We start from the raw sequence: 24,295 nt of genomic DNA on the forward strand, positions 1-24,295 counted from the left end.
GCCGAACTCCCCGGGAGCATCGGCATGGATACCGAGCGGGCACCACGTTTCACCTACCAGAAAGTCCACCGCTACCTGAGTGACTGGCTCGACGCCCGCACGTCGGAGCTGGAGCATCGGTTACCCTCGCTGCGCGATGTCGCCCGGCATCTGCAGGTCTCGCTGTCGACCAGCAAACAGGCGTTCGCCTTGCTGGAGGCCCAGGGCCGCATCCAGGCCCGGCCCAAGGTCGGCTACTTCAGCGTGGCCCTGGCCTCGGTCGGGCAATTGCCCCCTTCGTTGAACCTGATCGACCGCCTGTACGCCAGTGCCCGGCAGCCGGGCATGCTGGCCCTGAGCAGCGACTCGCCGACCATGCTCGCTTCACTCGAAGGGCCGCTGCTGACGGTCGAGCGCGAGCTGCTGCGCCAATTGCCCCGAGCCGACGCGCCGCCGTTCTCACCCTGTGGCGAGTCCTCGCTGCGTGAGGCCCTGGCCCGTTGCTACAGCCGTAGCGTCGATGATCACTGGCAGGCCGACCAGGTGTTCATCGGCGCCGACTGGCGAAGCGTGTTCGAACTGGCCGTGCGCACGCTTCTGCCTCCGGGCGCCCGGGTGCTGGTCGAGTCGCCTTGCTCCTGGCTGGTCCTGCGCCTGCTGCAAGCGGCGGGGCTGAACATTGTCGAGGCGCCACTCGGCGCGGATGGCCGCTTCGATCTGGAGGCGATGGCGCGGCTGCTGGCAGAGAAGCCCGTGCAGGCGGCGGTGCTGTCATCGACCGTGAACATTCCCCAGGGTGGCGTGATGCCGGTCGAGGACAAGCAGCGGTTGTGCGCGCTACTGGCCGAACATCAGGCGTGGCTGTTCGAGAACGACAGTTATGGCGCGTTGTGCGACGACCCGGCGCGCTCGCGCTATCGCGACCATGCCGATCCCCAGCGCCTGCTGGTGCTGGCCGGTTTCGACAAGTGCATCGGCGCCGAGGCGCCGTTCGGCTACCTGCTGTGCCGTGGCGCGGCCGCTAGCCTGGCGGCGGCCTTCCTGGCCCAGGGCTTTCGCCTGCCCAGCTACCGTCAGCAGGCCGTTGCCCGCCTGCTGGTTTCCGGGCGCCTGGCGCGACACCAGGTGCAACTGATCCGGCACCTGGCGCATAGCCGAGAGCGCATGGCGCAGCTGCTGCAGCGCCACGCCGCCGATTGTCTGCGCCTGAGCATGCCGGTGGCGGGCGCCACGTTCTGGCTGCAGGCATTGCGTCCGGTGGACATGCAAGCCGTCTGCGAGCAGTTGCTGGAGCAGGGCATCGTCATCGTGCCGGGCACGGTGTTCAGCCAGGCCGGACACTGGCGCGACCACCTGCGTCTGAGTTTCACCGTCGATTGGCAGCAGGATATCGAGGGTGCGCTGGTATCGCTGGCCCAGGCGATCCGCCGGGCGCCTCAGCAGCCGTAGCAATGCTCGCGTTCGGGGAACTCGCCCTGGCGCACTTCGTTGGCGTAGCGGGCGCAGGCGACCCGGATTACCGCCGCCACATCGGCATACTGCTTGACGAACCTTGGCTTGCGCGGTCCACCCAGCCCCAGCAGGTCCTCGGTCACCAGGATCTGGCCATCGCAGGCGGGGGAGGCACCGATGCCGATGCACGGTTGCCGGCTTTCCTCGCTGATACGCCGGGCCAGAGGCTCGGCCACGCCTTCGAGCAGCAGGCTGAAGGCACCGGCGGCCAGGTTGGCGCGGGCGTCCTCGTGGATGGTTGCGGCGCTTTGCTCGGTAAGGCCCTGGGCCTTGTAACCGCCCAGCACATTGACGAACTGCGGCATCAGGCCAACGTGGGCCATCACCGGGATGCCCCGATCAACCAGAAAGGCCACGGTGGCGGCCAACGTCCGGTTGCTCTCGAGCTTCACGGCGTCGCAGCCGGTGGCGGACAGGACCTGGGCGCAGTTGCGCAAGGCCTGCTCGGGGGATTCCTGGTAGCTGCCGAACGGCATGTCGGCAATCACGCAGGCATGCTGGGTGCAGTCGACCACGGCGCGGGTGTGGCTGATGGTTTCTTCCAGGCGCATGGCCAGGGTCGAGCGCCGGCCGTAGGCGACCATGGCGGTCGAATCGCCTACCAGGATGAAATCCACCAGAGGGTCTATCAGGCGCGCGATCGGGGCGCTGTAGGCGGTGAGGGCGACGATCTTCTGCCGGCCCTTCATGGCGGCAAGATCAGGAACGGTCAGGCGGTGGCTGGTGGTTTGGGAGCTCATCGGTACCTCCGGAGTGCTGGGGAGGTGCTCGATTATTCGTTCGCGTGGCGCGGATTCAAGATACAGGATTGCACCAATTTGCAGCTCAGTCCCTGTGTAGGAGCGGCCTTGTGCCGCGAACGGGCCGCAGAGCGGCCCCGGCGATCTGTCTTGTGGCGCAGACCCTGGGGCCGCTACGCGCCCCGTTCGCGGCACAAGGCCGCTCCTACACAGGGATCGCGCAGGGTTTGAGGCAGAGGATCAGTTGCGATCCAGCCACACCGTCTGTGCGTTGGTGAACTCGCGCACGCCGAAGTGCGACAGTTCACGGCCGAACCCGCTCTTCTTCACGCCGCCGAACGCCACGCGGGGGTCGGAGGCGCAGTAGCCGTTGATGAACACGCCGCCAGTGTCCAAGGCCGCGGTCATGCGCTCGGCCAAGGCATAGTCGGCGGTGTAGATCGTCGCAGCCAGGCCGAACTCGCTGTCGTTGGCCAGCTCCACGGCGTGCTCTGCATCGCGGGCGCTGATGATCGCCGCCACCGGGCCGAACAGCTCCTGCTTGAAGGCGGTCATGCCCGGGGTGACGTTGGCGAACACCGTCGGCGCGTAGAAGTTGCCCACGCCTTCGATCTTGTTGCCGCCCAGCAGCAGGGTGGCGCCTTCGGCCAGGGTCGCCTGGACCTGGCCGTCGAGTTCGTCGCGCAGGTCGTAGCGGGCCATCGGGCCGATGTAGGTGGCGTCGTCCAGCGGGTTGCCGAGGGTCAGCGCACGGGTGGCCGCGACGAACTTCTCGGTGAACGCCTCGACGATGCTTTGCTCGACGATCAGGCGCTTGGCGGCGGCGCAGACCTGCCCGGTGTTCTGGTAGCGGCCAATCACGGCGGCCTTGACCGCGGCATCGAGGTCGGCGTCGGCCAGCACGATGAACGGATCGGAACCGCCCAGTTCGAGCACGCACTTCTTCAGCGCGGCACCGGCCTGCGCGCCGATGGCCATGCCGGCGCGCACGCTGCCGGTAAGGGTGATGGCGGCGATGCGCGGGTCGTTGATGGCGCGGGTGACGCCTTCGGGGGTGACGTTGAGCACCTCGAACACGCCTTCAGGCAGGTCGGCGCGCTTGAACAGGTCGGCCAGCAGGTAGGCACTGCCCATCACGTTGGGCGCGTGCTTGAGCACATAGGTGTTGCCCGCCAGCAGTGCCGGCACGGCGCCGCGCAGCACCTGCCAGATTGGGAAGTTCCACGGCATCACGGCGAGGATCGGGCCCAGCGGGCGGTATTCGATACGGGCCTTTTCGACCTGGGTCGGCTCCGGCGCCAGCATGGCCGGGCCGTGTTCAGCGTACCACTGGCACAGGCCGACACACTTGCTGACCTCGCCGCGGGCCTGGCTGATCGGCTTGCCGATCTCGCGGGCGATCATCTGGGCAAAGGCTTCGGCGTTGGCCTGCAGGGCCTGCCCGAGCGCGACCAGGTACTCGCTGCGCTGACCCAGCGACACGTTGCGCCACTGGTTGTAGCCGGCCTTGGCGCGTTGCAGCGCCGCGTCCAGTGCGGCGTCGGTGTCGAAGGCGTAGTGGCCGATCCGTTCGCCGCTGTAGGGGTCGACGGAGATGGCGTGGGTCAGGCTGCTGATCTCGCTCATGGCAGGACTCTCATTGTTTTGATCGGGTGAGCCCAGACTAGGGGTAGCGTGCTTTAATGAAAACTGAATAATAATGAGTGAAACATTCACGTTTGGAGAATGACCGTGGACCTGGTGCAACTCGAGATGTTCAAGGCCGTGGCCGAGCACGGCAGCATCAGCGCCGCCGCCCAGCAGATCCATCGGGTGCCGTCGAACCTGACCACCCGCATCAAGCAGTTGGAGGAGGATCTGGGCGTCGAGCTGTTCATCCGCGAGAAGAGCCGCCTGCGCCTGTCGCCGGCCGGCTGGAATTTCCTCGAGTACACCCGGCGCATTCTCGATCTGGTGCACGAGGCGCGGCTGACCGTGGCGGGTGAGGATCCCCAGGGCACCTTCGCCCTGGGCTCGCTGGAAAGCACGGCGGCGGTACGCATCCCGGCCTTGCTGGCGGCGTACAACCAGCGCTATCCCAAGGTCGACCTGGACCTCTCCACCGGCCCGTCGGGGACCATGCTCGAAGGCGTGCTGTCCGGGCGCCTGGTGGCGGCCTTCGTCGATGGCCCGGTGCTGCACCCGACGCTCGAGGGCATGCCGGTGTTCGAAGAGGAGATGATGGTCATCGCGCCGCTCAACCACCCGCCGGTCACCCGCGCGCGCGATGTGAACGGTTCGAGCATCTACGCGTTTCGCGCCAACTGCTCGTACCGCCACCATTTCGAGAGCTGGTTCGTCCATGACCAGGCGGTTCCGGGCAAGATTCACGAGATGGAGTCGTACCACGGCATGCTCGCCTGCGTCAGCGCTGGCGCAGGCTTGGCAATGATGCCGCGCAGCATGCTCGACAACATGCCGGGGTGCAGTACGGTCAGTGCCTGGCCGATGGCCGAGGACTTCCGCTACCTGAAAACCTGGCTGGTGTGGCGGCGGGGCACGGTGTCGCGCAGCCTGAGCATGTTCATCAAGCTGCTGGAGGAGCGTCGTGAGCTGCCCACGTCCTGACGGACTAACGGTGCGCCGCAATGCGAACCCCTGCCTCGGAAAATCCTCCAAATGGTGTAGACCATCCCCCAAGTGGGAGGAATGCACCATGCGTACCCATCATTACGGCCTGTGCGCGGCGCTGTTGCTGGCCTTGGCCATGCCCTGGACATTGGCGGCGGCCGCCGACCTGAACGCGCCCATCGATCCGCAGGGCGTGCAGCTGCAACCCCAGGAGCAGAACGGCATCCGCTACCTGCAAGGCGGTATTGGCCAGGACGAGGCCAATGCCCTGCGCCGCACGCCCGGCTATGACCTGCATATCACCCTGTCGACCGGCGCGGACGGCAAGTTCCAGAGCGGCGCCGCGCTGGATATCCAGTCGGCCCAGGGCCAATCGGTGCTGGCGCTGCAGGACGTCGGGCCGCTGATCTTCGTGCAGTTGCCTGCGGGGCACTACCGGGTGATCGGCAATGCCGATGGCCGGACCGTGCAGCAGCAGGTGACGGTGGACGGCAAGGCGCCGGCGCGGGTTGATCTGAACTGGCGCTGAGGGCCAGCCTTTCAAGGTGTTTTGGGGCGCTAGGCGATAGACCGAGTGAGGGCTACCACGTGTCCGCCGTTAGGCTTGCAGCGCTTATGAAATCGAGCGCCGCCCGCGCGGCGCATCGCGACGCAAGGCCGCTCCTACATTTGTTGCAACGTGCCGAACCTGTCAGGCCATGGTTGCCCGCCTTGGTGCAAGTCTTGAGACAGGTGAGGCGCTAGTGGTGCCCACGCTGAAACCGCGTCGTACCAACAAGGCTTACCCGGTGATGGCACAGGATTGACTGGCCCGAAACAGATGTAGGAGCGGCCTTGCGTCGCGATGCGCCGCGCGGGCGGCGCTCGATCTGATAGGCGCAGGAGCCTTCGCGGCGAATAAGCAAAATACGACTGAACCCTTGAATGGAACGCAGTGTCCTTAGCCAATAGTGGCAAATCACTTTCCACTATCGGATTATTCGGACAATAATCGAGGAAGTATTACCACTTGTAACCCGGTTGGATGTGCCGGGTCGCCGGTGCACAACGAGGGGCGCAGCCCCCACTTGCCGCAGGCACGCGCAAGATCGCGGGCCTGCCCGTGAAGACCATCAGGAGAAGTCATTTGATGAAGACCCGTCTCGCCACTACGTTGGCAGCCGCCGTGCTGGCATTCGCCGGCGCCAACCTGGCCCAGGCCGCCCAGATATCCGGTGCCGTGGGCGCCACTGGCCAGGGCGACATGACCTACCGTATTGGGATGTCGTTCGACTGGGACAAGAAATGGCTGGAGAGCAGCACCGGCCATCTGACCGGTTACTGGGACGCGGCCTACACCTACTGGGAAGGTGGCGAGGCCAGCGGCGCCCACTCGCTGTCGTTCAGCCCGGTGTTCGTCTATGAGTTCAGTGGCTTCACCTACACCCCATTCATTGAAGCCGGTATCGGTCTGGCAGCCTTTTCCAAGACCGACGTGGGCGACCAGCGCCTGGGCTCGTCGGTGAACTTCGAGGACCGGATCGGTTTTGGCCTGAAGCTGCCAGCGGAGCAGAAGATCGGCATTCGCGCCATGCACTATTCCAACGCCGGGCTGAAGCAGCCTAACGATGGGATCGAGTCGTACTCGCTGTTCTACAGCAAAGGCTTCTGAACCGAACAAACCCGCTCCCGCAGCGTGGGAGCGGGCTTGCCCCGCGATGCTGCCTCAACGCACCGCCTTGATCGCCAGCACATTGCACAACGGGTGCTCCAGCACATGCGCCGTGGTGCCGCCGAGAAACGCCTGCAAGGCATCGTGCCGGTGGTTGCCCATGACGATCACATCCACCCGGTGGGCTGCAATGTACTGGGTGATCGCCTTGACCGCCGGCCCTTCGAGGAAGTGGCGGCGTTCCAGATCGATCTGGTAGTGGTCGCCCAGGCGGTTGAATGCCGTGCGCTGGGCCGTGCGCACGCTGGTGTCGAACCCGGGCATGGTCACGGTGCCGGCGCCGAAGTCGGCGATATGGGTCCTGGCCGCATCACACACGTGTAACAGGTGCAGCTCGGCGTTGCACTGCAGGGCCAGGGCGTGGGCGCTGCGGATCACTTGGTCGTCCAGGTGCTCGCCGCTGCCATGGCTGTTGAGGTCGACCGCCGCGGCGATCTGCCGGGGCAGGGGCAGGCGGATGTCGCTGACCAGGTGCACCGCCACCGGGCTGTCCTTGAGCAGTTGCCAGTCCAGTGGGGTGACCAGCAGGCGCTTGAGGATGGGTTCGTGCTGCACGTCCTTGACCAGCAGGTCGCAGCCCAGGCGCTCGACTTGTTCCAGCACGCTGCCCAGCGGGTCGCGGGTCAGCAGCAGTTCGGTGGAGACATCCAGGCCGGCATTGCGCAGCTGCTCGGCCTCGTCGGCCAGCCACTGGCGGTTGTCCTCGAGCAGGCGTTCGCGCTCGCGGCCGTCGCTCATCAGGCCGAAGGTGTCGACATCGTCGACGAAGACATTGAGGTCCAGCAGGGCACCGCTGGATTCGGCCAGCGCCGCAGCGCGCTGCAGGGCAGGCGTGTGGCGCATCTGCGGGCCGAGCATGACCAACAATCGCTTGAACTGGCTCATCTCACACCTCCACGTGTGGCAGCCCCCTGTTCAGTCTAGACCCGCCGCCGGCGAAATCCCGTGGAGCGACGGCGGGTCGTCTTTCAGTGCGGCGCGCGCGGGATGGTCTTGAGCAGGTCTTCCGGGCTGATGTGCCCGACCACCTGGGCCACCGCGCTGCCCGGGGTCGGCAGGTCGATGATGTGGCTCTTCATCTTGCCGATCACGTGCATTTCGCAAGGCTTGCAGTCGAACTTCAGGGTCAGCACCTCGTCACCCTGGATCAGCTGCATCGGCGCCACCTTGGTGCGCACGCCAGTCACGCCCTTGGCCTGCTTGGGGCACAGGTTGAAGGAGAAACGCAGGCAGTGCTTGGTGATCATCACCGGCACTTCGCCGTGCTCTTCATGGGCCTCGTAGGCGGCGTCGATCAGCTGCACGCCATGGCGGTGGTAGAAGTCGCGGGCCTTCTGGTTGTAGACGTTGGCCAGGAACGACAGGTGCGACTCGGGGTAAACCGGTGGTGGCGTGGTCTCGGCCTTGCGTCCGCCCCGTGGGTGCGCCTGGACCCGTGCTGCGGTCAGTGCCTCGATGGCTTCGCGGCGCAGGGCCTTGAGCTGCGAGTTGGGGATGAAGTAAGCCTGCGGTGCATCGAGGTCGATGGCCGTGGCGTGGTACATCGTGGTCCCCAGCTGGCCAAGCAGGTCGTGCAGTTGGTCCAGGGCCTGCTGTGGCTTGTTGGCGGCACCGAATGGCCCGTCGAGGGCCACCTGCACACTGACACCCTCTTCACTGCTGAGGGTGAGCATCAGGCACTGTTCGCGCAGTACCGCGTGCCACTCGACACCGACCCGACGCTCGGCGGAGGTGCGCTGCAGTGCCTGCTGCCAGTTGTGGTCGAGGTTGCGCGACAGCGGGTGGTTGGGGCGCAGCTTATACAGGCCCTCGGGCATCTCGTTAGGTTCGACGCGGTAGCGGTAGCGCTTCTGGCCGTCTTCCTCGGATTCGCTCTTGAGTTCGGCGATGTTGGCGCGGAAACCCACGACCTCGCGCTTGACCAGCACGTTGAGGCCGTCGCCGTTGGTCAGTGGGACATCGGTGGCCACCAGCAGGTCGCGTTTGCCGACTTTCTCCACCACGCCCACCGGCAGGCCGGTGAAGGTCGGCGAGTCGAAGGCACCGATGTCGATCTTGCGATCACTGACGAAGTAGTCGGTGCTGCCACGGTGGAAGGTCTTGTCCGGGTCCGGCACGAAGAAGTGCTCGGTACGCCCGCTCGAGGCGCGGGCCAGTTCAGGACGGTCCTCGAGGATGGCATCGAGTTCCTTGCGGTAGTGGGCGGTGATGTTCTTCACATAGCCCACGTCCTTGTAGCGACCCTCGATCTTGAACGAGCGCACGCCGGCATCGACCAGGTCGCGCAGGTTGGCGGTCTGGTTGTTGTCCTTCATCGACAGCAGGTGCTTCTCGAAGGCCACCACGCGGCCTTGGTCGTCCTTGAGGGTGTACGGCAGGCGGCAGGCTTGGGAGCAGTCGCCACGGTTGGCGCTGCGCCCGGTCTGGGCGTGGGAGATGTTGCACTGGCCGGAGAAGGCCACGCACAGCGCGCCGTGGATGAAGAACTCGATGGCCGCGTCGGTCTCGGCGGCAATGCTGCGTATCTGCTGCAGGTTCAGCTCGCGGGCCAGCACCAGCTGGGAGAACCCGGCCTGGTCGAGGAACTTGGCCCGCTCCAGGGTGCGGATGTCGGTCTGGGTGCTGGCGTGCAGCTCGATCGGCGGGATATCCAGCTCCATCACCCCCAGGTCCTGCACGATCAGCGCGTCGACACCGGCGTCGTACAGCTGGTGGATCAGCTTGCGCGCAGGTTCGAGCTCGTTGTCGTGGAGGATGGTGTTGATGGTGGTGAATACGCGGGCATGGTAGCGCCGGGCGAACTCCACCAGTTCGGCGATATCGCTGACCTCGTTGCAGGCATTGTGGCGCGCGCCGAAGCTCGGGCCGCCGATGTAGATGGCGTCGGCGCCGTGCAGGATCGCCTCGCGGGCGATGCTCACGTCACGGGCAGGGCTGAGCAGTTCCAGGTGGTGCTTTGGAAGGGACATGTCGTTATAGGTTCGGGCTGTCACGGTAAGGCGGGCATTGTAGCGATGAAACGGGGCGGGGGCATCCATAACCGATGAACTTCTCGGAAACGGCAGTCAGGGCTGTTCTTCCTCGGAGAAGAGGGGACGCCTGGCATTTTTGTCAGTTATGCCTGCCAGGCAACGGTGATAGCGTCAGGGGCATTATTGTCGAGATCAGGTATCGTCATGACATCCAATTGTTTGTTGGCCATGGCCGACCTGCAGCGTTCGGTACTGGGTGGCTCCGGCCCGGCCAGGGCCTATACGCCATATGGAGGACATTCCGACAAGCGGGGAGCTGTGTTGGCTTACTGCGGTCAGGCTCGTGATCAGTTGACGGAGCATTATCATTTGGGGAATGGACATCGAACCTTCAGTCCGTTCGTGATGCGGTTCCACTCACCTGATCGCTTGAGTCCGTTTGGGGTAGGCGGGGTCAATGCCTATGCTTATTGTCATGGAGACCCTGTTAACTTTCATGATCCGAACGGTAAGGAGGATACCAGGTCGGGATTGGCGATTTCAGCCCTGGCTTTCGGAGGGTGGGGGGCAGAGAAGGTCTTTCATCATATTGAAATGGCATCAAAGATAAGTAGGATCGAGACGCTTCAGGGGATACTAAAGGAAAATGGATTGCCGTCAGGGCCAAGAGTCCTCCCCTGGGAAAAAAGTGATCATATAAAAGGCGCCATATCCAGCGCTGGGGCCGCTGTCGTGGGCGGGGTGGCGGGTCTGTATTTTTACTTTGTGCCGGCTAGTTGGTCTGGGGCTAAGTACGCTGATGTGGGTGCGGTAGGAGCAGTATCAGCTATGACTATTGCGTCCAAAGCACATGACCGATTAATCGGAAATAATGGCGCTGAAATCGACAAGCAATTGAAGTTTTTAATAAAAGCCTTCAAAGGTATGGATGACAGACTAACAGAGGTCGTTACACCCTCTCGCAGTACACAAGCTATGCAAAGTGTAGCTGCGTGGTTAGCGAGTCAAGCCAATGAGCAAGTGCGCATGATGAATGATCAGGCATCACACGGAAGTTTCCAGAGCATACCGGAGAGTCGATCCTAAAAGGGCCGCGTAGGTGCGGCCCTTGGACGGTCAATCAGCCCTTGGCCGCCATCGCCGTCACTTCCACGCGCATCCCCTCGAACGCCAGCGAAGCCACGCCCACTGCCGCGCGCACTGGCCATGGTTTCTTGAAGAACCGCTGGTACACCTCGTTGAACGCCGCCCGGTCGGCCATGTCGGTCAGGTAGATGGTCAGGTGCAGCACCCGGTCCATCGAGCTGCCGGCGCGCTCCAGGGCGACCTTGAGCGCCTGCAGGGTGCATTCGCACTGGGTGGTGATATCGCCCAGCTCGAGGCTGCCGTCGGCCTGCACGGGGATCTGGGTGCTGACCAGGATGCCGTTGTACTCGGCAACGTCCGAGGAGATCGAGTCGGCGTCCGGGTCGGGGGTGTAGATGATGTCGCTGTTAGCCATGGGGTTTCGCCTTGCAACGGAAGGAAACCGCCAAGCCTACGCGAGCGGGTCGGGCAGGTCGAGGCGGGCGGCCGGTCGCGGGCATTTGAAATGCGCGGCGCGGGCGGTCAGAATCGCGCCCCGACCCGGCCACAGGTGCCGGGCCCAGGTTGTCAGAAGAGGCTTGCGTTGAACCAACACACATTGTCCATGCGTCTGGAGCGCGTGGCCGCCCATGTGCCGGCCGGGGCGCGTCTGGCCGATATCGGCTCGGACCATGGCTACCTGCCAGTGGCGCTGGTGCGCCGCGGTGCGATTGTCGCGGCGGTGGCCGGCGAGGTGGCGCTCACGCCCTGCGAGGCTGCACGGCGTACCGTGCGCGAAAATGGCCTGGATGATTGCATCACGGTGCGGCACGCCAGTGGCCTGGCGGCCATCGAGCCGGGTGATGGGATTACCGCGATCAGTATCTGTGGCATGGGCGGCGAGACCATCCGCGACATTCTCGAAGCCGGCAAGCAGTACCTGGGTGGTCATGAGCGCCTGGTCCTGCAACCCAACGGCGGCGAGCCCGCGTTGCGCCAGTGGCTGATGGACAACGGCTACCGGATCGTCGGCGAGGAAGTGCTGCGGGAAAACCGCTTCGACTACGAAATCATCGTCGCCGAACGTGCCGAGGCGGTCGCCTACACGGCCGAGCAGCTGTACTTCGGTCCGCTGCTGATGCAGGCGCGCAGCCCGGCTTTTCTGTTCAAGTGGCAGCGCATGCTGCGCCAGAAGCAACAGAGCCTGGACAACTTCGCCCGCGCACGCCAGCCGGTGCCCGAGGACAAGGTGCGCGACATCACCCGCCAGGCCGGTTGGATCCGCGAGCTGCTGGCCTGAGCCCATTCATTTCGGGTTGACCACGCTGGCGGGCACCTTCAGCACCAACATGCCACCGAAGACGATGGCCACGGCCAGCACCTGCAGGGCCAGGCCAGGGTTGGCGGTGCTGTCGCGCATCCAGCCGATCAGGTAGGGCGCGGCGAACGAGGCGATGCTGCCGAACGAGCTGATCATGGCGATGCCGGCGGCCTGGGTGTCACTTGCCAGGAACGCCGGCGGCAGTTGCCAGAACATCGGCAGGGCGGCGCTGGCGCCCATGCCGGCGATCACCAGCCCAGTCATCACCAGCAGGGCATTGCCCGGCGCCGAGCCAGCCAGGGCGATGCCGGCGGCGGCCATCAGCAGCGGCACGCACAGGTGCCAGCGGCGTTCGCGCTGGCGGTCCGAGGAGCGCCCGCAACCGAGCATGAACAGGCATCCGGCCAGATAGGGAATGGCGCTGAGCAGGCCGACCTGGCCATCGCTGCCGATGCCGGCGCCGTGGATAAGGCTGGGCATCCAGAAGGCCAGGGTGTTGACCGCCAGCATCACCGCGCAATACACCGCCACCAGCAGCCAGACCTGCGCGTTGCCGAGCAGACCGGCCAGCGAACTGATGGGTTTGTGCCGCTCCTCACCGGCCATTTCCTCGCGCAACGCCTGCTTTTGCCCGGCATTGAGCCAGGCGACCTGCTCGAAGCTGTCCGGCAGGCACTTGAGCACCACCAGCCCGAGCAGCACCACCGGCAGGCCCTCGATCAGGAACATCCATTGCCAGCCGCGCAGGCCGCCCTGGTCGTGGAAGGCCTGGAGGATGCCGCCGGACAACGGCCCGCCGACCACGCCGGCCAAAGGCACGGCAATGGCGAACAGCGCGGTGATCTGGGCACGACGCCGTGCCGGATACCAGCGGTTGAGCACCACGAGGATGCCGGGGAAGAAGCCCGCTTCGGCCACCCCCAGCAGAAACCGCAGGACATAGAAGCCGGCGGCGTCCTGCACCCACATCATGCCGGTGGACAGCAGGCCCCAGACCACCATCAGGGTGGCGATCCAGCGCCGCGGCCCGACCCGGTCCAGGGCCAGGTTGCTGGGCACGCCGAACAGCGCGTAGGCGATGAAGAACAGGCCGGCGCCCAGGCCGTAGACCGTGTCGGAAAAGCCCAGGTCGGCGCTCATCTGCATCTTGGCGAAGCCGATGTTGATGCGATCCAGATGGGCGAACAGGTAGCACACCAGCAGCAGCGGCATCAGCCGCCAGGTGATGCGGGCATGGGTGGCGTCGCAGGCGCGCACGGACGTGGCCGTGGAGGTTTCTATCGTATTCATGGTCCGGGACGTTCTTGTTGTTGTCCCGGCAGATCATGCGGCGGTGTCGCGGGCGGGCAAATGCACTTTCAGCAAGATGGCTGGTATTTTTCCCAGGGCTTACAGCTGCGAGCAGTTGCCCATCTGGCGGTAGTCGACTTCACGGGTCTGGCCCTGGTGGTCGACGTAGACCATGTGCGCGGTGCCCACCTGGCAGTCGGCGTCATTGCTGGCCGGGGTGATCGAGATGACCTTGGCGATGTCCAGCGGCATGCCGTATTCGTAGGTGCTGGCGGTGCTGTCGGCCAGTGCGCCGAACGAGGCGAGGGTGGCGCTCAGGGCGAGCAGGGCGATCGAACGTTTCATGACAGGCTCCTCATTTGTTGCGGATAGCTAATGATCCATTCATTTGTGTTTCACAATAAATGGGCTATCCCGTGATAGATTGCTGCCTTTCATGTATGAATGAGGCTGCCTGCCCATGGACATGCTGCATGCGATGCGAACCTTCGCCCGGGTAGTGGAGTGCGGCAGTTTCGCCGCGGCGGCCCAGGCCCTGGACATTTCCGCAGCGCAGGTGTCGCGGATCGTCGCGGAGCTGGAAAATCAGTTGCAGACCCGCCTGCTGCACCGCACCACCCGGCGCCTGCGCATGAGCGAGGCGGGGGAGCGGTTTTTAGAGCGCACCCGGCAGATCATGCTGCTCACCGAGGAGGCGGTGGACGAGGCCCGTGGCGCCCACCTCACGCCTCGCGGCCACCTGCGTTTCCATTGCACCCATGGCCTGGGGTTGCTGATGATGCCACTGGTGGCGCGCTACAACGCCACCTGCCCGGAAGTGGTGATGGAACTGACCCTGTCGCAGCGCAACCCCGACCCGCTGGCCGAGGGTCACGATGTGGTGATCACCATCGGCCAGGGCCTGCCGGACTCGCAGCTGATCGCCATCCCGCTGGGCAGCATCCACAGCATCCTATGTGCTTCCCCGGAGTACTTGGCCCGCCACGGCGTGCCCGAGCGGCCTGAGGATTTGCACGAGCACATCTGCCTGCGCACGGTCGACCCGCTGTTCGAGGAGGACTGGTCGTTCGAGGGCCAGCCCGACAGCTGTGTGATCGTGCCCCAGGACACCTTCCTCACCAACGTCGCCGACGCCATGCTCAAGGCTACCGAACTGGGCATGGGCGTGGGGCTGCTGCCGTACTACTCGGCGAGCCAGGCCATGGAGGAGGGGCGCCTGTGCCGGCTGCTGGCGCCGCACCGGCTGCGCCAGCGGGAAATCTACGCGATCTACCCGTCGCGGCATTACCTGGATGCCAAGGTGCGCACCTGGCTGGACTTTCTCAAGGAGCAGTTGCCGTTGCTGTTTGCCGAGCACCAGCGCATTGCGGATGAGCCTCGCTACTGGCGCTGACAGACATCGCGGGGCAAGCCCGCTCCCACAAGGGCCTGTACAGGCTTGGTGGGAGCGGGCTTGCCCCGCGATAAGGCCGGTACAGCCAGGTCAACGACTGTCCTGATCCTCGGCATTGCCACCTGATGCTCCGGCCCCGGAGCCTGTGGCTTCACCCGTGCTGTTGGAGCCTCCGGCAGCGCCGTCGGCGGCATCGGAATCGCTGCCGGTATCGCTGCTGTCGTTATCCTTGCTGCCACCGGGGTTGTTTATGCTGCCGCCGTCTCCGGCGGTCTTGCCCTGGTCTGTGGCGTGTCCGCTGTGGCTGTCGCCATCGTTCATGTCGGTCGCGGCAAGGCTGAGGGTGGCGCCGCCACCGAGCAGCAGCGCCAGCATCAAGGCGAGGGGGCGTGGATTGACCATGATGAATCTCCTGTCGGATGACCTGTCATGGTTGGGCTGCCACGGTGCTGCCAAGGTGCCCGTCAAGCGACGGGCGGTCATTGGCGCGGGCTTTCAGTGGGCGTCGGGACGCGGCGCCTGCTGGCCGTGCGTGGCGTCCATTGCCTCCAGCGTCGGGTGCTCCTGGGCCGCGTGCATCAGGTCCTCGGTCACCCGTAGTTCCGCGCCGGTCGGCGAGAAAGTCGCGGTCGGCGCGAACGGCGCCGGGTGCTCCGGTGCCGGGCGCTTGCCACGACGCCAGAGGAAGAATCCGACCATGGCCAGGTTGATCGCCGCGAAGGCCCAGAACAGCCCAGCTTCGCCGTAGGCGGTCATCATCGGCGAAATGGCCAGCGGCGCCATGGCCGAGCCCAGCGAGTTGATCAGCAGCAGCCCCTGGATCATCGGCACCAGCGCATCGGCCGGGGCGCGGTCGGCGGCGCTGCTGACCGCCACCGGGTACAGCGCGAACACGCCGCCGCCGAGCAGGAACAGCAGCGCCGGCAGCAGCACGGTGTCGGCCGGCAGCAGCACGATCAGCACCGACAGCACGGTGCACAGGGCGGCCAGGGCGATCAGCACGTCCTGGCGGTCCTTGCGGTCCGACCAGCGCCCGACCGGGTACTGCAGCAGCATGGCGCCGAGAATGACCCAGGCCATCATGTCGCCGACCTTGCCCACATCCAGGCCGATGCGCTGCAGGTACAGCGGCAGCAGGGCATAGATGCCAGCGATGGCGACCCCCGAACCGAAGCAGCCGACCAGCCCGGTCGGCGCCACGCCCAGCAGTTGCCGCGGCTTGAGCGGCTCGACCTGGTCCAGCAGCGGCGATACCCGCGGCAGGATCACGATCGGCAGCACCGACAGCGTGGCGAGCATGCCGGCGACCATGAACGGCGCGGTGTCGCCCCAGCCGGTGACCTCGCCCAGGCCGGCCTGGGCGATCACCCCGGCGCCGTAGAAGGCGATCATGTACAGCGCCAGCAGGCGTCCGCGGATCTTGGCGTCGCCGGCCAGCAACAGCCAGCTCTCGATCACCAGGAACACCCCGACCGCGGCCCAGCCGTTGATCAGGCGCAGGGCGAACCACCAGGTGGTGTCGTAGAACAGGCCCTGCAACAGGATGGTCGCGCCGATCAACGCGGCGAAGCTGCTGTAGGCGCGGATATGGCCGATGCGCAGGATCAGGCGATCGTTGAATATAGCGCCCAGGGTCAGGCCGATGAAGTAGGCCGAGGAGACCACGCCGATGGTGGTCGCCGATTCGCCGGCGGCGCCCAGGCGCAGGGTGGTCAGGGAAGACAGCACGCCATTGCCCAGGGCAATGATGAACAGGCCGAGCAGGGGTGCCAGCGCCATCGCCAGCAAACGCACAGACATAGTTACCTCAAGGTTGAAAAGAGCTCAGATGCGCCTTTTCGGCTGCACGGGCCGGGTCATGGCGGCGTGCAGTGCGGCCTGGGCGGGCTGCGACCTTGGCAAGATTCAACCGCGGACCTGATGCAGGCAGGTCGGGCGGGGGCGGTTGAGCCTGTGGCACATGCGCGATGTGATGAGGCACGGACGCTGTCTTTGCGGGCGGTTGCCACCGGCTGGGGCGACGGGCGAAAAGGAGGCGGGATTTTAAGGCCTGTGCAGGATTTGCCAAGTAGGAAAAGGCTGCGACGAGTGGCCGCAGGGGCGTCAGTCCAGCCTGTGTGCCGCCAACAGCAGGGATTGCGGCACCTGGCTCTGCGGATGTTGCGGCTCCTGCAACTCCAGCAGGCCGAACCCGGCCAGCTCCAGCGCCTTCAGCCAACTGCCCAGGGTGCGGAAGTACCAGGGCATCGGGCGCCAGTCGCCGGTGAAACCGGCAAACGACTCCTCACGCCAGCCATCCTGGTAGTGGCCGGCAGCCGCCGTCCACGGGTGCAGGGTCTGGATCAGGATTGTGCCGCCGGGCAGCAGCAAGGTCCGCATGGCGCAGAGCAGGGGGATGATGTCTTGTTGCAGCAGGGCGAAGTTGGCGCACACCAAGTCATAGCCCTGGCCGATGTCCACCGCGCCTTCGGCCAGCTGCTGGTAGCTGGCCAGGTGTACTTGGGGCGAGCCCGCCGAGCGCGCGGCGGCGACCAGCGTCGCATCGCCATCCACGCCGACCGCGTCGATGCCCCGTGCCGCCAGGGCGCGCAGCAACCAACCCTCGCCGCAGCCCAGGTCGAGCACCCGCGAAGGCTGGCGGCCCAGCACGGCGAGCAGTATCGCCTGGTCGGTGACCTCGCGGCGGGAGGCGATGGCGCCGGAGCGTACGGCTTCGATCCAGGCCTGGGCGTTGTGCTGCCAGCTGTCCAGCAGGGGATCGGTGGTGGTGGGCATGGCCGGGTCCGGTAAAGATGGTGGCTCTAGCATAGGCCAGTCTTGTGTCCGGGGGCCTTTGCTCTGCACACTGGCGCACCTGCGAAGGAGCATGGCATGGCACTTGCGAAAGCGGATTTCACCACGCGACTGCTGGTCGATGCCGGTATCGGCCCCGGCATGCGTGTGCTCGACGTCGGGTGTGGCAGCGGCGATGTGAGCTGGCTGCTGGCCCGGCTGGTGGACGGCGATGGCGCGGTGGTTGGCGTTGACCAGGCGGCTGATGCACTGGAGCTTGCGCGTCTGCGTGAGGCACCCAAGGGCGCGGCGGTACCTGAGTTCGTAGAGGCCGACCTGCGTGCACTGCCCGAGTCCCTGGGGTTGTTCGACGCTATCGTCGGGCGCCGGGTGCTGATGTACCAGGCGGAGCCGGTCAAGGCCCTGCGCCTGCTGGCCCGGCATCTGTTGCCCGGTGGGCTGATGGTCTTTCAGGAGCACGACAGCAGCCTGACCCCGGCCAGCCTGGAACCTTTTCCGTTGCATCGCAAGGCCCAACAGTGGCTGCAACGCATGCTGGCCCATGAGGGGGCCGACTTGCATATCGGCTTCAACCTGCACCGGCTGTTCTGCGAGGCGGGACTGGCGGTCGAGGACCTGCGGGCCGAAGGCCTGGTGCAGACGCCCGACAGTGCCTATCCCCTGGCCGATATCATTCGCGCCTGTCTGCCACGGATCATCGCCCATGGCGTGGCTACGGCCAGGCAGGTCGGGATCGATACGCTACCGGCGCGGCTGGAGGCCGAGCGTCTTCAGTCGCGGGGCATCTACATAGGCGACATGGCCTTTGGCATCTGTGCGCGCAAATGCTGAATAACAGGTTCATTCAGTTGGGAAAGTGCAAATTGCAGGCGTGAATCATTTGCTTGCTTAAAGGGTTGCATGCGCCTTCATTGGCGATGTCGACGCATAGTCACCCTCTCGCCATCGATCAGGCGCTTGCCTGCATCTGCGCGAGCAGCTCCCACAATCGTGAATCGTCATAGTCCTCGATCACCAGGCTTGCCCCGGCTTCCAGCAACCGCTCGGCGGGCTGGGTGGTCGCCAGCCCGACGGTGAAGATGCCGGCATCTACGGCGGCCTTGACGCCTGGCAGCGAGTCCTCGAATGCCAGTGCCTGCCCGGCCTTGGCGTCCAGACGCTGCAGGCCGGTGAGGTAGGGCAGGGGATCGGGCTTGGGACGCGCCAGTTCGTCCGCCACCAGCACATGCGCGAAACGGGTGGCCAGGTGCATGGCGCCGAGCATGTGCTCGGCATTCAGGCGTGGCGCGTTGGTCACCACGCACATGCCGATGCCATGCCGTTCGGCGTGGTCCAGCAGGCGCAGCAGGCCGGGCATCGGCGCCAGGGTCGGTGACAGTTCGCGGAACAGTGCTTCCTTGCGTTCGGCCAGGGCCTGACGGCTGGCGGCATCGGCCTGGGGGAACAGTTCGGCGAACAACAGGCCGTTGGAGCGGCCGCTGACCTGGGTGTTGAACTGCTCCTGCGTCAGCTCGCGGCCGTCATGGTCGAACAGCAGCTGGCGGAAGGCTTGCAGGTGCAAGGTGTCGGTGTCGGTGAGGGTCCCATCGAGGTCGAACAGCAGGGCAGTCAGCATCGGGCATCCTGAGGGTGGAGAAACCATTCAGCATCATAAGGGATCAGGGGTGGGGAATGCACTCGGCTGGGAGGGACTGGGGTATTTCCAGGTGCTCGGCGGGGGCGTTGTAGCGCCTGTGAGATCAAGCACCGCTCGGCGGGGGAGTTTCACCGCCTATCAGATCGAGCGCCGCCCGCGCGGCGCATCGCGACGCAAGGCCGCTCCCACGTCTGTTTCGGGCCAGTCAATCCTGTGCCATTACCTTGTCCGCCTTGGTGCATGGCTTGAGAGCGGTGGGGCAGCAAAGGCGCTGGCACGTTAGTATGAGCGGCCAGGCATTCCCAGCACGGAGCACACAACGCCATGCCTTTCGTCACTACCCGGAAAATTCTCTTTGGCGACTGCGATCCCGCGGGGATCGTCTATACGCCGCGCATTTCCTATTTCGTCATCGAGGCGATTCACGAGTTTCTCTCCCGCTGCCTGGGCGGCGAAGGCCTGCGCAGGTTGTTCGCCATGGGCGTGATGCCGCCGGCGCGGGCCCTGTCCATCGAATTTCTGGCGCCCATGACCTGGGATGACCTGATCAGCGTGCAGGTCAGCAGTGGCGTGCCTGGGACGACCTCGTTCAGTTTTGCCGTCGAGGCACGCGGTGCCGGCGGCGAAGTGTGCTTTCGCGCCAGCATGACTCAGGTGTGCGTCTGCCCTGAGAGCAAACAGCCAGTTGCAGTGCCCGAGGCATTGCGCCAGGCATTGAGCGAGCACATGGACTAGTGGACACCGCGACGAATAGTTTTCCAATAAAAGAACAAACGTTTCAGCATCAATTGGATATAAAGTCCGAACGTGACCGGTTATTCAGTTGGCGTTTTTCGAGCAATTACGGTGTTGGCCACTGGTTGCTACCGGCGAAAGCTGTTAGTTTCAGCCACCGCTGAGAAGCAAACAAGCAGGCCTGCAATGCGCCGCTTGCCGCCAACCGATTAATCAACGGTTGGCTGAACAGGGAACGATAATAAAAAATCCTAGGGAGGGATAACCGGATGAATCTGTACATCCGCCTGTTGCTGGCTGTCCTGCGCGGTTTCTTCAAACCGCCCATGGCCCTGACCGATACGCTGCACCGCACGCTACGGGTCTGGCCGAACGATATCGATATCAACAAGCACATGAACAATGGTCGTTATATGACCATCGCCGACTTGTTCATGCTGGAACTTTGCCTGCGCGCGAAAATCCTCATTCCGGCCTTCAAGTTTGGCTGGAAACCGATGCTAGGTGGCAACTTGGTTGTCTACAAAAAGCAACTTTCCATGTTCGAAAAGTATACCGCCGAATTCAGCATCTGCTGCCTCGACGAAAACTGGACCTACTTCCAGTACAGCTTCTTCAATATGGCCGGCGAGGTGGTCGTAACCGGCTACTCCAAAGGCGCCTGGGTCGGTCGCAAGGGCCTGGTCGCCAACGCGGTGATCGCCGAGAAGCTCAAGGTCCAGCCCACCACCGCGCCAATGCCTGAAGCCGTGAAGAAATGGCTGGAGGCTGAAGCCCACGTCCTCGGCAAGGCCTGAGCCAGGCCGCGCCGCGGCCCTCTTGCCAACCATCTGATACCTGCAACGCCTGTCCATTGCTCCACCGTCCCCGGCCTCTGGCCCGGGCGTGCGCGGCAGGCTTTGCCGTGCCTGGCGTTCGCGCTGCACATCGATCCATGAATGAGTAGGGAAACACCTCATGCCGAACACCTTGTTGTTGATGCTGGCCTTCTTCGCCGCCTTCCTGCTGGTCGCCGAGCTGTTCAGGCGCTACCGCCTGGTGGGCCTGACCTTCTTCGTCCTGTCGCTGCCGGCGCTGCTGGTGCCCAACGCCAACCTGTTCATGCGCATCAAGACCATCAGCGTGCTGCTGCCCATGTGTTTCCTGGCCTATGCCCGCTACAAGCCACGCATCGAAGGCTTCATCTACAAGCTGATCTACGTGGTGATCGTGCTGAACATCATCGAGGCCTCGGTGATCGATTGGCAGACCGGCAACCTCCTCAACATCGTCGCCGCCGTGGGGCTGATCGTCTGCCTGCCGTACTCGCGCAAGCATTGGCAGATTTCCGGGCGCCACAGTGATTTCGTGGTGCACGTGCCGGCCTACTGGCCCTACCTCTACACCACCTGGAACCTGTGCTTCCTGTACTCGGCGCGGATCACCACCTTCGGCTACGCCCTGCCGCTGTTGCTGGCGCCGGTGGCCTACGCCTTGCTGCTGCGTCGTTCGGACCTGTACTTCCAGGCCCGTGCCTACACCTTCGGCTTCTACCTGTTCGTGCGCACGCTCGCCGGTGACACACCGTTGATGAACCTGCCGGCCTTCGACCTGACGAGCTGGTACAGCCCCGACGCGGCGCTCGCCTGGAGCGTCGTCAACGTGATTTTCACAGGCGCCTGCCTGTACAGCTACGGCGCAAGCCGCAACAAGAACAAAGCGATCGAACAAGGAGTTTGAAGCATGCTGGAAGTCATCCTGCTGGCGTTTTTCATAACCGTCAGCCCCGTGATCATACTGATGAGCAAGACCCGCGCCGAGCCGTTGAAGCATGTGTACGTGGGCCTGTACTACGTGAAGTTCGTACCGCTGCTGCTGGCGCTGTACGCGGTCAATCTCGGCACCAGCTTCCTGGCCTGGAAGTGGGTCCAGCTGAAATGGCTGCTGCCTCGCTACTTCGGTTATCGCCACTACAACCGCGACTCCATCTCGATGGAAAGCACGCCGATCCCGGGCACCGACTACCACATGGGCTACATCCCCAAGAAGCTGCCCGCCGAGCTGGTCTACCGCTGGAGAAAGGACAAGGTCTACCACAACTACATCCAGTCGATCATCAAGGCCAACCGCGACTACTACAAGGTGCCGCTGGGCCAGTTCCCGCAGCCGACGGCCATCTCGGACGAGGACCTGAGGGTGTTCCTGATGTCGTCGCAGATTACCCACTACCTGCAGACGGTCGATGGCGTGTCGACCTTCGACATGCGTGACTTCACCCGCGAGATCCGCCTGTCCAGCTCGGTGTTCGACGTGGCCAGCATTGCCATTGCCGAAGATTTTGCCGCCGACAGCATGCGCATCACCCTGCGCGACGGTTTCAGCGTCGGCCCGGGCGAGCCGCACTGGGACCTGGCCAAGGTGTACTTCATGTCCAACACCATGGTGTTCTTCATCCTCGGCGCACACCTGCACCACCACCTGTTCTTCGCCGAAATGGGCGCGGCGTTCCTGTTCAACCTGGTGCCCAGGGAGTCGAACTTCCACAAGCTGATGGACCCGCACACCGCCTACATCCTGATGCTCAACCACCAGTTCAAGGAATCGCCGCTGTCGCTGCGCGAAACCACCGGCATCGCCGACAAGTTCCTCTACAGCTGCATCGGCTACTACTCGGCGCAGACCTTCTACAAGGTCGGCTATGAAAATGCCCTGAACATGTACAACAAGCGCGAGACCGAGGACCAGGCGCTGACCCAGAAATTCGAGATCAGGTTCGCCATCCCGTTCGACCAGTACCTCAATGGCCAGCACGCGCTCAACGCCCAGTACCGCGACTACTACGCGGCGGTGCTGAAGTTCGTCTCGGCCAGCTACGACGACCTGCTGCGCGACGGCTCCGAGCCCTACATCAACAACTGGGTCGCTGAGCTGTGCCGCTACGTCAACCTGCCGTGCCAGCCCGGCGACAAGGCCTTCAACATCGAGGTGATCGCCACCTACATCTGGTACGTGTCGTTCGTCCACTCCCTGGAGCACTACCAATTCCACAAGTACAAGATGAACTACTGCCTGCTGACCCGGGTGCCGTTCTCGGTCGCCAGGCACCTGCCGCAGGACCAGGTGTTCAGCCAGTACGACATCTGGAAGTCCAAGCACATCGTGCACACCTTCGGCAAGAACCACCTCAATGCCGGCGTGTCGGAAAGCTATGCCGACCTGGACTACAAGTTCCGCGACCTGGCGCTGATCGACCGGCAGGAGCAGTTGAAGAAAGAGGTGCTGGGCCTGCTGGACAAACACCAGACGCCAAACGAGGCGATCGCCTTGTCCATTCGTTACTGAGGAGTCATCTTAACTAAATCTTCCAATTTCTGGCTAGTCGATAATCTCGGCATTTCAATGGTTTGCGTTCCTGTCGGCTCGCGGATTTTAATATTTACTTGGTGCTTTCGAGGTGAGGGTTTAGTTGAGCTGGAGCGTTGTTACTAAAAATTGGCGAATAAGCTTGCAGCTACGCAATAAGAATTGCTGTTTTAGGTTCTTGAGGATATATAGTTTTCTGCTGATCGGGTGTAATGGCTCAAGATGGTCGTCAGGACCCTATCTATTGGTAAGTCCTGTCGATTGCGTCCTTGTTTTTGGAACTCCTTTTGAAGATGCCGAATGTGCTTTCTCCGATACTGGGGTAAGCACTGCGTGATGTCTGCTGCTGACCATCCACAATCCAGCAGAAAAGCCAGTAATCCGTTTCTCCACACAATCGGTCCTTTTAACGCATCAGGTGTAATGCGCTTTGCTCGGGATCTGAAATGATTTTGTAGGTTAGTTGCGGGCGTGTCAGCTAGTAATTCGCCCGCTCTAATGTCTGGGAACAGGAGTCCCTCGCTAATTTTGCAAAGTCCTAACCAGGCGTGAGTTGCTCGCACTGGACATAGCTGAGGTAAATAACCAATAGTCAAAAGCTGGGGCGGCGACTTATGCGACTTTGGGGTTGGGCGGACTATTATCTGTATTCTTTTTGGCGTCACCACCACGTCCTCCAGGCTCAGTGCGCAAGTCTCATTTATCTCCAATCCGTACCAGTAAGAAACGAGCAATATCGCTCGATTACGCACTGACTTGAGGAGTTTATGATGTATCAGGCGTGCTCTGTCATGGTTCAGGAGGGCTCGGGCTTTTTTGAGCTCCTGTCGGTGGCGATGGATCTCGCCGTTTAGCATTTTAGTCAGTTCGGAGACGCAATGAAATGTAGGAGTCGTCTGTGAAGATATAGGTGCTTGTAAGCATGTTACGTTCTCGAACTCTCTGCAGAGCCTTAACACGGAGGGGCATTGGGTAGGATCTGCAAGTCCGAGTGTTCGATGATAGCGAGAGAACGCTGTTAGGATCCGATTGATTTCGGCAGGGGTACCTTGGAAGCTACGCAACAGATAGAGGCACAATTCTTCAGCTGTGCAGGGAGGGCCACCTTTATAGAAATTTTGGAAATCACGTATATAACCCATTGTTTGACGGTCAAATAGGGAGGGCGTGGGACCTGACATGGATAGTGTTTTCAT

General features: G+C 63.6%; 23 protein-coding genes. 12 read left to right on the forward strand and 11 right to left on the reverse strand.

What is annotated here, in order from left to right; genetic code table 11:
* The first annotated feature begins 24 nt into the window (after positions 1–24).
* Positions 25–1,428 (forward strand): aminotransferase-like domain-containing protein, encoded by a 1,404-nt coding sequence (locus VUG52_RS11765; protein WP_331832991.1) that lies wholly within the window; start codon positions 25–27, stop codon positions 1,426–1,428.
* On the opposite strand, the gene panB is transcribed toward VUG52_RS11765, so the two are convergent.
* The gene (panB, locus tag VUG52_RS11770; RefSeq protein ID WP_050705597.1) at positions 1,416–2,231 is read right to left on the reverse strand and encodes a 3-methyl-2-oxobutanoate hydroxymethyltransferase; all 816 of its coding nucleotides are present in this window, start codon (positions 2,229–2,231) and stop codon (positions 1,416–1,418) included. The two genes, VUG52_RS11765 and panB, sit on opposite strands and share 13 nt — an antisense overlap.
* 240 nt (positions 2,232–2,471) lie before the next feature.
* Entirely contained in the window at positions 2,472–3,857 is a 1,386-nt protein-coding gene (locus VUG52_RS11775; RefSeq protein ID WP_220690016.1) for an aldehyde dehydrogenase family protein, read from the reverse strand.
* Positions 3,858–3,962: 105 nt separating this feature from the next.
* Here VUG52_RS11775 and ptrR point away from each other — a divergent pair, with 105 nt between their 5' ends.
* The 3 genes from ptrR to VUG52_RS11790 all read left to right on the forward strand — a co-directional run bounded on the left by ptrR (position 3,963) and on the right by VUG52_RS11790 (position 6,492).
* Positions 3,963–4,838, forward strand: coding sequence for a putrescine utilization regulator PtrR (ptrR, locus tag VUG52_RS11780; RefSeq protein ID WP_052896490.1), 876 nt, complete (start codon positions 3,963–3,965; stop codon positions 4,836–4,838).
* Positions 4,839–4,926: 88 nt separating this feature from the next.
* Positions 4,927–5,370: a hypothetical protein gene (locus VUG52_RS11785; protein WP_050705600.1), complete on the forward strand. Its 444-nt coding sequence runs from the start codon at positions 4,927–4,929 to the stop codon at positions 5,368–5,370.
* Between the two features lie 600 nt (positions 5,371–5,970).
* Complete coding sequence (locus VUG52_RS11790; protein WP_331832993.1) at positions 5,971–6,492, forward strand: acyloxyacyl hydrolase; 522 nt, start codon at positions 5,971–5,973, stop codon at positions 6,490–6,492.
* 54 nt (positions 6,493–6,546) lie between these two features.
* On the opposite strand, the gene VUG52_RS11795 is transcribed toward VUG52_RS11790, so the two are convergent.
* Together VUG52_RS11795 and VUG52_RS11800 are read right to left on the reverse strand one after the other, a co-directional pair.
* Positions 6,547–7,437, reverse strand: a complete 891-nt coding sequence (locus tag VUG52_RS11795; protein ID WP_331832995.1) for a universal stress protein — start codon at positions 7,435–7,437, stop codon at positions 6,547–6,549.
* An 83-nt stretch (positions 7,438–7,520) separates the two neighbouring features.
* Positions 7,521–9,521 carry a peptidase U32 family protein gene (locus tag VUG52_RS11800; protein WP_262974271.1) on the reverse strand — a complete coding sequence of 667 codons (2,001 nt, stop codon included), beginning with the start codon at positions 9,519–9,521 and terminating at the stop codon, positions 7,521–7,523.
* Positions 9,522–9,728: 207 nt separating this feature from the next.
* On the opposite strand from VUG52_RS11800, the gene VUG52_RS11805 reads away from it, so the two are divergent.
* Positions 9,729–10,610: an RHS repeat-associated core domain-containing protein gene (locus VUG52_RS11805; RefSeq protein WP_082337733.1), complete on the forward strand. Its 882-nt coding sequence runs from the start codon at positions 9,729–9,731 to the stop codon at positions 10,608–10,610.
* 34 nt (positions 10,611–10,644) lie between these two features.
* On the opposite strand, the gene VUG52_RS11810 is transcribed toward VUG52_RS11805, so the two are convergent.
* Positions 10,645–11,025, reverse strand: a complete 381-nt coding sequence (locus VUG52_RS11810) for a RidA family protein (RefSeq protein ID WP_050705604.1) — start codon at positions 11,023–11,025, stop codon at positions 10,645–10,647.
* A 168-nt stretch (positions 11,026–11,193) separates the two neighbouring features.
* On the opposite strand from VUG52_RS11810, the gene VUG52_RS11815 reads away from it, so the two are divergent.
* Positions 11,194–11,889 (forward strand): tRNA (adenine(22)-N(1))-methyltransferase, encoded by a 696-nt coding sequence (locus VUG52_RS11815; protein ID WP_331832997.1) that lies wholly within the window; start codon positions 11,194–11,196, stop codon positions 11,887–11,889.
* Between the two features lie 6 nt (positions 11,890–11,895).
* Here VUG52_RS11815 and VUG52_RS11820 read toward each other — a convergent pair whose 3' ends face one another.
* Both VUG52_RS11820 and VUG52_RS11825 read right to left on the reverse strand, forming a co-directional pair.
* On the reverse strand, positions 11,896–13,200 hold the full coding sequence (locus VUG52_RS11820) for an MFS transporter (protein ID WP_331832998.1): 1,305 nt from the start codon (positions 13,198–13,200) through the stop codon (positions 11,896–11,898).
* 99 nt (positions 13,201–13,299) lie between these two features.
* The gene (locus VUG52_RS11825) at positions 13,300–13,545 is read right to left on the reverse strand and encodes a DUF2790 domain-containing protein (protein ID WP_050705607.1); all 246 of its coding nucleotides are present in this window, start codon (positions 13,543–13,545) and stop codon (positions 13,300–13,302) included.
* A 115-nt stretch (positions 13,546–13,660) separates the two neighbouring features.
* Here VUG52_RS11825 and VUG52_RS11830 point away from each other — a divergent pair, with 115 nt between their 5' ends.
* Entirely contained in the window at positions 13,661–14,593 is a 933-nt protein-coding gene (locus VUG52_RS11830) for a LysR family transcriptional regulator (RefSeq protein WP_050705608.1), read from the forward strand.
* Positions 14,594–14,683: 90 nt separating this feature from the next.
* Here VUG52_RS11830 and VUG52_RS11835 read toward each other — a convergent pair whose 3' ends face one another.
* The 3 genes from VUG52_RS11835 to VUG52_RS11845 all read right to left on the reverse strand — a co-directional run bounded on the left by VUG52_RS11835 (position 14,684) and on the right by VUG52_RS11845 (position 17,368).
* Positions 14,684–14,995, reverse strand: coding sequence for a hypothetical protein (locus tag VUG52_RS11835; RefSeq protein ID WP_050705609.1), 312 nt, complete (start codon positions 14,993–14,995; stop codon positions 14,684–14,686).
* Between the two features lie 93 nt (positions 14,996–15,088).
* Complete coding sequence (locus VUG52_RS11840; RefSeq protein WP_050705610.1) at positions 15,089–16,393, reverse strand: MFS transporter; 1,305 nt, start codon at positions 16,391–16,393, stop codon at positions 15,089–15,091.
* A 303-nt stretch (positions 16,394–16,696) separates the two neighbouring features.
* Positions 16,697–17,368, reverse strand: a complete 672-nt coding sequence (locus tag VUG52_RS11845) for a class I SAM-dependent methyltransferase (protein WP_050705611.1) — start codon at positions 17,366–17,368, stop codon at positions 16,697–16,699.
* 96 nt (positions 17,369–17,464) lie between these two features.
* On the opposite strand from VUG52_RS11845, the gene VUG52_RS11850 reads away from it, so the two are divergent.
* Positions 17,465–18,217, forward strand: a complete 753-nt coding sequence (locus tag VUG52_RS11850) for a methyltransferase domain-containing protein (RefSeq protein ID WP_262951272.1) — start codon at positions 17,465–17,467, stop codon at positions 18,215–18,217.
* A gap of 118 nt (positions 18,218–18,335) precedes the next feature.
* Here the strand turns inward: VUG52_RS11850 and VUG52_RS11855 are convergent, their stop codons facing one another.
* On the reverse strand, positions 18,336–19,001 hold the full coding sequence (locus VUG52_RS11855; protein WP_050705613.1) for an HAD family hydrolase: 666 nt from the start codon (positions 18,999–19,001) through the stop codon (positions 18,336–18,338).
* A gap of 345 nt (positions 19,002–19,346) precedes the next feature.
* On the opposite strand from VUG52_RS11855, the gene VUG52_RS11860 reads away from it, so the two are divergent.
* From VUG52_RS11860 to VUG52_RS11875, 4 genes are all read left to right on the forward strand, one after another.
* On the forward strand, positions 19,347–19,757 hold the full coding sequence (locus VUG52_RS11860) for an acyl-CoA thioesterase (protein ID WP_050705614.1): 411 nt from the start codon (positions 19,347–19,349) through the stop codon (positions 19,755–19,757).
* Positions 19,758–20,026: 269 nt separating this feature from the next.
* Positions 20,027–20,554, forward strand: a complete 528-nt coding sequence (locus VUG52_RS11865; protein ID WP_050705615.1) for a thioesterase family protein — start codon at positions 20,027–20,029, stop codon at positions 20,552–20,554.
* Positions 20,555–20,714: 160 nt separating this feature from the next.
* Complete coding sequence (locus VUG52_RS11870) at positions 20,715–21,476, forward strand: hypothetical protein (RefSeq protein WP_050705616.1); 762 nt, start codon at positions 20,715–20,717, stop codon at positions 21,474–21,476.
* A 3-nt stretch (positions 21,477–21,479) separates the two neighbouring features.
* Entirely contained in the window at positions 21,480–23,078 is a 1,599-nt protein-coding gene (locus tag VUG52_RS11875) for a hypothetical protein (RefSeq protein WP_050705617.1), read from the forward strand.
* Positions 23,079–24,295 lie beyond the last annotated feature (1,217 nt).

This window comes from Pseudomonas sp. LH21 (assembly GCF_036549575.1).
GTDB lineage: Bacteria > Pseudomonadota > Gammaproteobacteria > Pseudomonadales > Pseudomonadaceae > Aquipseudomonas > Aquipseudomonas peradeniyensis.